The organism is Streptococcus oralis (genome assembly GCF_001075875.1).
In the GTDB taxonomy this organism is placed as follows: domain Bacteria; phylum Bacillota; class Bacilli; order Lactobacillales; family Streptococcaceae; genus Streptococcus; species Streptococcus oralis_I.
This window is the reverse complement of the sequence record NZ_JUOS01000161.1, coordinates 1-205: the sequence shown is the minus strand read 5'-3', so window position 1 is coordinate 205 and position 205 is coordinate 1. Positions and strand designations below refer to the sequence as shown.

Here is a 205-nt window from a genome sequence, read left to right as displayed (position 1 = left end):
CACTTGAGTGTTTTCTGCATCGCCAAGTGACTTCGTGAAGCCAGCTTTAAGGGTTGCAGTGATTACACCATTGTTCACAGCGATATCGAATTTAGCTGTGACATCATCACCTGTTACTGAATCGTAGGCTTTAATCTTAGTAGCGTCAAGATCCAACTTAGTTTCATCGTAGTCATCTGAGATTCCTACTGATTGGATGTTGTCC

1 protein-coding gene is annotated in these 205 nt (G+C 42.4%); it reads right to left on the bottom strand.

What is annotated here, in order from left to right; genetic code table 11:
- The coding region (locus tag ADM33_RS08675) for a hypothetical protein (RefSeq protein WP_049504554.1) at positions 1–205 on the bottom strand (205 nt) is incomplete at both ends.